We start from the raw sequence: 554 nt of genomic DNA on the forward strand, positions 1-554 counted from the left end.
AGACCAGGTCCGCCTTCTCCGTGGTCATCCCCGAGGCGACGGCCTGCTCGGAGTACAGCGCCCCGAGGCCGATCTCCATCAGCGAGTCCGACCGGACGATGTGCGTCGACGAGCGCTGCACCATCGTGACGTCCGCGCCGTTCTCCCACAGCGCGCCGCAGATGTCGAAGGCGGAGTTGTTCGAGCCGATGACGACGCACTTCCTGCCGCGGTAGGCGTCCGGGCCGGGGTGGGCCGAGGAGTGGTGCTGGTCGCCGCGGAACACGTCCTGCCCGGGCAGCACGGGCACGTTCGGCTTCCCGGACATCCCGGTGGCCAGCACGAGCTGCTTCGGGCGCAGCTCCACCGGCTTGCCGTCGCGCTCGACGGTGACCCGCCACTCCGAGGTCGCCTCGTCGTAGGTGGCGGACAGCGCCCGGGTGTTGGACCAGTAGTTCAGCTCCATCACCCGGGTGTAGGACTCGAGCCAGTCGGCGATCTTGTCCTTGGGGGCGAACACCGGCCAGTTGTCCGGGAACTTGATGTAGGGCAGGTGGTCGTACCAGACCGGGTCG

At 68.8% G+C, this 554-nt stretch carries 1 protein-coding gene; it reads right to left on the reverse strand.

The window, feature by feature from the left end; genetic code table 11:
• Nucleotides 1–554: NAD(P)-binding domain-containing protein (locus FHL79_RS24835; RefSeq protein WP_138761216.1), on the reverse strand; the 554-nt coding region annotated here is incomplete at both ends.

Origin of the sequence: Modestobacter altitudinis (assembly GCF_005930475.1) — a bacterium.
GTDB lineage: Bacteria > Actinomycetota > Actinomycetes > Mycobacteriales > Geodermatophilaceae > Modestobacter > Modestobacter altitudinis.